The sequence below is a fragment of the Endozoicomonas sp. genome (assembly GCF_051008435.1).
Lineage (GTDB): Bacteria > Pseudomonadota > Gammaproteobacteria > Pseudomonadales > Endozoicomonadaceae > Endozoicomonas_A.
In genome coordinates this window covers 1-6,051 of sequence record NZ_JBPCXO010000169.1, presented here as the reverse complement: position 1 = coordinate 6,051, position 6,051 = coordinate 1, and the positions used below count along the sequence as shown (strand labels likewise).

7 protein-coding genes are annotated in these 6,051 nt (G+C 45.8%); 2 read left to right on the top strand and 5 right to left on the bottom strand.

Going from position 1 to position 6,051, the window contains the following annotated elements; all coding sequences use genetic code 11:
- From ACR2PX_RS08225 to ACR2PX_RS08215, 3 genes are all read right to left on the bottom strand, one after another.
- On the bottom strand, window positions 1-154 hold a 154-nt coding region (locus ACR2PX_RS08225), incomplete at its 3' end, for an IS4/Tn5 family transposase DNA-binding protein (protein WP_433998875.1).
- Entirely contained in the window at window positions 135-956 is an 822-nt protein-coding gene (locus tag ACR2PX_RS08220; RefSeq protein ID WP_433998874.1) for a hypothetical protein, read from the bottom strand. The genes ACR2PX_RS08225 and ACR2PX_RS08220, both read right to left, overlap by 20 nt.
- Window positions 957-1,166: 210 nt before the next feature.
- A complete protein-coding gene (locus ACR2PX_RS08215; RefSeq protein ID WP_433998873.1) occupies window positions 1,167-1,784 on the bottom strand; it encodes a pseudouridine synthase in 618 nt (205 codons plus the stop codon).
- A gap of 240 nt (window positions 1,785-2,024) precedes the next feature.
- Here ACR2PX_RS08215 and ACR2PX_RS08210 point away from each other — a divergent pair, with 240 nt between their 5' ends.
- Together ACR2PX_RS08210 and udp are read left to right on the top strand one after the other, a co-directional pair.
- The gene (locus ACR2PX_RS08210) at window positions 2,025-2,726 is read left to right on the top strand and encodes an NYN domain-containing protein (RefSeq protein ID WP_433998872.1); all 702 of its coding nucleotides are present in this window, start codon (window positions 2,025-2,027) and stop codon (window positions 2,724-2,726) included.
- Window positions 2,727-3,027: 301 nt separating this feature from the next.
- Complete coding sequence (gene udp, locus ACR2PX_RS08205; RefSeq protein ID WP_433998871.1) at window positions 3,028-3,783, top strand: uridine phosphorylase; 756 nt, start codon at window positions 3,028-3,030, stop codon at window positions 3,781-3,783.
- A 54-nt stretch (window positions 3,784-3,837) separates the two neighbouring features.
- Here the strand turns inward: udp and ACR2PX_RS08200 are convergent, their stop codons facing one another.
- Window positions 3,838-5,178, bottom strand: a complete 1,341-nt coding sequence (locus tag ACR2PX_RS08200; protein ID WP_433998870.1) for an MFS transporter — start codon at window positions 5,176-5,178, stop codon at window positions 3,838-3,840.
- A 152-nt stretch (window positions 5,179-5,330) separates the two neighbouring features.
- Window positions 5,331-5,861, bottom strand: a complete 531-nt coding sequence (locus ACR2PX_RS08195) for a hypothetical protein (protein WP_433998869.1) — start codon at window positions 5,859-5,861, stop codon at window positions 5,331-5,333.
- Window positions 5,862-6,051: the final 190 nt, after the last annotated feature.

Below are 6,051 nucleotides of genomic sequence, written 5' to 3'. Positions count from 1 at the left end.
CCAAATTGCCTTCACAGGATTCTGCCAGAGAGGAGCCTGTGTGGGCTGATAGATCAGCCGCTGTGTGAATCAGCCTTTTTGTACGACGTTTATCACCCAAATCTGCACACCCAAAAGTAAGTTCCGTCCATTGTTCAGGAGGTAATGGCAACATAACCTTGACTCATCGCTGAAAAGGATAAGTCAAGTTTGGGATTTGTGATAAAGAGATGGCCCTGATAGGGAGGGGGAAAGTTTTCCCTCAGGGGGGCGCAGTAGCTGTCTGTCAAAGTGGGAGAGGACCAGCATAATCGATATTGGTCAGTACCTGCTTCCTCTTCACGGATGTCCAGAGTTTCCCCCCGAATGCCAACTACAGGTGGGATCATGCCGTGGATCATACTTCTGCTGGCGGGTGTTAACGTGGGACAGTCAAACTCGGGATTTGAGTTTTCCGGGCAGGTACGGCCTTTGATACTCAGAGTATCTGCTGTCAGATAGGCGTTATCTTCACGGAAAATAGGGCTGACTGCACTCAAGCCGCACTTCGAAAAAGAGCTAAGCGTCTGGTTGGCATTGGGCCAGTAAAAGCTATATGGATTAGGATTAAAGCCGGTAGAATCTATTTGTTGAATCTTAACTTGCAGTGGCGGTCCGTAAATTTCTTTATTTGATTCTCCCCAAGCGAAAAAAGCTTCTCCTTTACTGTTGCAGGAAATATTACAAAGAGAGCCTGTTTTCAATACCCCTTCAATGACTTCAGGATGCTCCCATGATTGTGGATCGCCTGAGTAAGTAAATTTTTCAATGACGGCCTCAAGCGGGTTTGTTTCCCTGAATACCAAGATGTCGCCGCCGGGATTGATGGCTAAGGATGTTTGCCCGCTACCAGGAATGCTGTAGTAGTTTTTGGGAGCGGGCGCGCCATACAGATTGGTTGCCAGAAACAACAAGGCAACAAATGGCAATCGATACATTGTGTTTTATCTCATTGTTTGAGAAATCATCAATGCTTTAGTTAAGCAGATTGAATCTGACAAGAGTGATGTCTTGAAGATTATTATTGATCTTTGTTTACCAAATATTTGATTAAATGGATGAAGATAAAATCGTTTTTATTTTCAAGTCCCCACTGATTTTTGATAAACGCCATATGAAATAGAATGAAAGGATTCATGTTGCAGCCTTCAGAAAGAAGGCTGGCTTTCAAATCTCATGATTTCACCTGTAGAGGGGTGTTTGAAAATCAATAGGCTGGCATGCAGGTGTAATCGGTCAGACGCGGCTCTGGCTTCTTCATGCGCATAAAATTCGCAGCCCAGAATGGGGTGTCCCAGTTCAGCCAGATGAACTCTGAGTTGATGGGATCGACCGGTAACAGGCTCTAGCCAGACCCTGCCATGAGAACCGTTATCAGCCATGAGACGATAACGGGTCAGAGCTTTTTTTCCTAGTTCATGGGCCACCATCTGTCTGGGGCGGTTCGGCCAGTCGCAAATCAATGGCAGGGATATTTCTCCGGACTCCTGCTCCGGTATCTTCCAGACTTCTGCAATATACCCTTTCTCCACTTTCCGATCCTGAAACTGCCGACTTAAGGCCCGGTGACTGTCTGCATTTAAACCAAACACCATCAGTCCTGAAGTTGACATATCAAGCCGGTGTACCACTCGTGTTTCTGGCTCAATAGCTTGCAGCCGCGCATAGGCACTGTCTTTGTCGTTGGGTGGACGACCGGGAACGCTGAGCAGTCCGGCAGGTTTAACAACGACCACCAGTTCAGAGTCACGGTACAACTCGGTCAAGGGTTCCTGGCAGGGAGGGACAATAAAGGTCATGCAAAAAAAGGGTCAATAAAGAATGTGCCGGCATTATGCAGGGAATGGAGGAATTATGACAATCGGGTCCTTTTTCGGACTGCCTTAACAAAACCTCATTGACCAATAGACTGAGTTTCTTTTGAATAGACTCCTGATTCTGGCAGTGAGTCTGCCGGAGTTTGATCAAGTTTTGTATTTGTAGGAATGGACGTATAGGAAGTTAGAGTGGATCTAAATACCAAGAATATACACAGTCAGGTTCGAACTGCGATCTTGTTTGATGCAGAAAACATCTCGTATCGCTTTGCTGAAAAAGCGATCGAACTGGCCAAACCTTATGGTAAACCAATACTTCGAGCTTACGCAGACTTCTCCCGACAACATCTCAAGGGTTGGGAGCAGCCTGCTCTAAAACATGGCATCAGAACCATTCATCAGTTCAGTTACGACAATAAAAACAGTAGCAGTGACTTTTTGATGATGCATGATGCTTTTAAGCTGATCCACAGTGGCAAAATAGATACATTTGTCATTGTCACCAATGACAGTGACTTTATTACTCCTATCCAGTTACTTCGCCAATCTGGAGCTTTTATACATGGATTGGGGAATCTTGATAAGTGCTCAGAGCTTCTGACATCCTCTTGTAATCAGTTCAATTATCTGGATGCAGAGTTCATAAAGATAAAAGCTTCTCCATCACCAAAGCCTGTAAAAACGTCTCTTGTTTCAAAAAAAATCATTTCAAAGCTGGTCTCAGCATATCGTAGTCTGGAGAAAACCAAAAAAGGATGGGTCATGGTTTCAGCGCTGTGTTCAGTAGCAGAGATACCCAAAGACCAATACAGCAAATTCTCAACCTTATTGACCAGTAGCGGACGATTTGAGCTTGGCGATAAAAATCGTCAAACAAAGCTGATCAACTGACTTCTATGAGCTAACTCCGGTCACAATAGGGTAGTAATGTGAACTTTTTCATAGATAGCTCTCTATAGGTTGAATCAAATCCTTTGCAGGAATGGTTAAAAAGTTTTTATCTTAACTAAAGAGTTTTTCAGTGTGCTCCACCAGAGGCTGATGTAGTCTTATTTCATCCACGGTTTTTCTTTCGCTATGGGCATTGTAAAAAATCTTTCATCACCAAAAGCGACGAAAGATCGTCTCTATTGCACATGGCAGGTGCAACCTGCAGCGATAGATACCACTCTCTATCTATAAGGGTGAAATGATGAGTGACGTATTCCACTTAGGTCTAAAAAAGATGATGCTCAGGGGCGCTGAGGTGGCTATTTTGCCCGGTGACCCGAAACGAGTAGAGAAAATTGCAGCTCTGCTGGATGAACCTCATCCTCTGGCCAGTACCCGTGAGTTTACCAGTCATCTGGGCTTTCTGGATGGGCACCCGGTGGTGGTGTGTTCAACCGGTATTGGCGGTCCTTCCACTTCCATAGCCGTTGAAGAGCTGGCGCAGCTGGGGATCAGAACCTTTCTCCGGGTTGGCACTACAGGGGCTATCCAGCCTAATGTTCATGTAGGTGATATTGTGGTGACCACAGGCGCTGTTCGTCTGGACGGAGCCAGTGCTCACTTTGCACCTATGGAATTCCCTGCTGTTGCAGATTATTACTGTACGACGGCTTTGGTTGAAGCCGCTGTTGAGTCAGGTAGACAGCCTCATGTGGGGGTGACAGCCTCTTCTGACACTTTTTATCCGGGGCAGGAGCGTTACGACACTGTCTCAGGCCGGGTCACCCGCCGTTTCAAGAACTCCATGGAAGAGTGGCAGGCCATGAATGTGCTGAATTATGAAATGGAAGCCGCTACGCTGATGACCATGTGTGCTACTCACGGTTGGCGCTCAGGCTGTGTGGCAGGTGTGATTGTGAATCGGAATGAAAAAGAGATTCCGGATGAGGCCCAGGTTAAAAAGACAGAAGCCAACGTTATTTCTGTAGTGGTTGAAGCGGCCAGAAAACTGGTTTGATCTGATAGTGATTGATAAAGCCGGAAGCAATCCTTCCGGCTTTATCTTTTATTCCTACTTTTGATGGTCAGTGACTGGCGACTTTTTAACGAAGCGAATCATAAAGCGTTCAATAAACTCGGGCACTCTTCTGAAAATAAGGGCACAAACCAGCAGATTGAGTACACCCAGCGTCAGGAAAAACTGCTCAATAGACAGTTCCAGTACACCCAGAAATACCATTCCAAATACTGCACTACCGACCATATAAAGAGAGTTCTGTACATTCAGTGCTGCTATGGCCTGTGCACGTCGGTTCTCAGGTGTTCTTTGCTGAACCATGGCGTACAGCGGAACAATAAACAGGCCGCCAAAAAAGCCAATCATTCCCAGGTCTAACAAAACTCTCAGGTTTTCACTGTTTTCTATAAAGGCATTGATACTCAATAAGTCTGCAGTGGTGGCTGGCGTGATAGCAAAGTACAAATCTATTCCGAACAGGCTCAGACCCAGGGCTCCGATGGGCACGATACCTGGCTCAACACTCCCTTTGGAGAGTCGTCCACAGAACAGTGAACCTGCCGCAACACCAATGGTAAACACAGCCAGCATGATACTGACCACTTGTGGGCTGCCTTTGAGAATCTCGCTGGCCAGATTGGGGAGTTGTGTCAGGTAAGCGGCACCCAGCGCCCAGAACCAGGATATGGCAATGATTGATTTATGAACGCTGTCGTTTGATCGGGTTTCCCGGATCATGATCAGGCTTTGCTGGAAAAGGTTCCAGTTCATTTTCAGGTCAGGTGCTGCGGCTTGAGCTGTGGGTATAAAGCGACAAACCAGATAACCCAGAATGGCAAATAGCACTACAGAGCAGGCTACCCAAATATGGGCGTCAGGTTGTTCAATCAGAATGCCTGCGCCCAGAGTCCCCGCCAGTATGGCGACAAAAGTGCCCATTTCCACCAGAGCATTGCCGCCTATCAGCTCATCGTCATGCAGATGTTGCGGAATAATGGCGTATTTAACCGGGCCGAAAAAAGCACTTTGAGTGCCCATCAGGAACAGAAGCGCCAGAAGTACCAGATAGTTCTGAGTAATGATGAAGCCGGAAGCGACCGCCATGATGACAATTTCCAGCAGTTTGACCCGGCGAATGATCATCGACTTTTCATATTTGTCGCAGATCTGCCCTGCAGCACTGGAGAAAAGAAAGAAAGGAAGAATAAACAGGCCAGCGGCCAGATTGATGAACAGATCTGAATTAAACGGCAGACTTTCAGCTGCCGCAAAGGCCACCATAAGCAACAGGGCGTTCTTATAAATGTTGTCGTTAAACGCACCCAGAAACTGAGTCAGAAAAAAAGGAAGAAAGCGTTTTTTACCCAGCAGTGCCAGCTGACTCTGTTGGCTCATGTTGAAGCCTCATTGTTTGTTATTTCCCCCAATTCGGCCCTACAACAGGGGAGGGTGATCAATGATCATTAGCATGCCGTGAGGTTACAATGAGTGCAACGTTTGTCTGTGAAATTAGAGCGGTGCTTTAAAGAGCTTTATCACTCTGAATGCTATTGTGCTTCCAGAGACGGTTCACTGACTAACTGAATAGAGGCGTCTGGATCTTTGAGCTCATTAAAGTGATTAATAAAGGCGCCATTGATGTATAGAGCTTTGGATACGGTTTCAGTATTAAAGCGGTGTATGAGATTGCAAAGTGTGCACAATGGTGCTCTTTGAGTCTTTATCACTTGCATCTGCGCATTGTTATCTGCTGGTAGTCTGCGTTTTATAAAGGACACTTTGCCGACAAGTCCTTTCTGAGTTCTGACAAGGGATGCAAAGAGCATCATGCACTCATTCGGTCTCAGTCGGGGCTCGGCAAATTTTAGAATGGAATTATAGTGAGAGTGTTTAATATTGAAGTGGACACCATCAAAAGGTATGTCGATTTTATCAATGAAGTATTCTTGATTAAATGAAAAGGGTTCTTCCTGGACGCTGTCTGTGCTCTCAGTGTTTTCATGAACTCTGGAATTGAGAGTCAATATCAGTATAAAGCCGATCGAAAAACTGGAAATGAGTTTGGTCAGTCTGAGCATGATAAGACCAATCGTTCTGTGGATACTAACCCGGAAAATTCATAAAGCCGCTTTGACAAGGCTGAAGGCCTTGGAAATACAGAGTTGTTCGATTTTTGATGTGTACGAAAATAAACGAACATCGCTCGTCGGCTTCTCGCTAGCTCTTTTTCCGCCATGACAGCATTTTCTCGTCAGATCCAGGCAATAA

What these genes read in the sequence shown, in the direction of transcription:
- udp (WP_433998871.1), top strand. Translation starts at nt 3,028, where the DNA reads ATGAGTGACGTATTCCACTTAGGTCTAAAAAAGATGATGCTCAGGGGC.
- ACR2PX_RS08195 (WP_433998869.1), bottom strand. Translation starts at nt 5,861, where the DNA reads ATGCTCAGACTGACCAAACTCATTTCCAGTTTTTCGATCGGCTTTATA.
- ACR2PX_RS08220 (WP_433998874.1), bottom strand. Translation starts at nt 956, where the DNA reads ATGTATCGATTGCCATTTGTTGCCTTGTTGTTTCTGGCAACCAATCTG.
- ACR2PX_RS08200 (WP_433998870.1), bottom strand. Translation starts at nt 5,178, where the DNA reads ATGAGCCAACAGAGTCAGCTGGCACTGCTGGGTAAAAAACGCTTTCTT.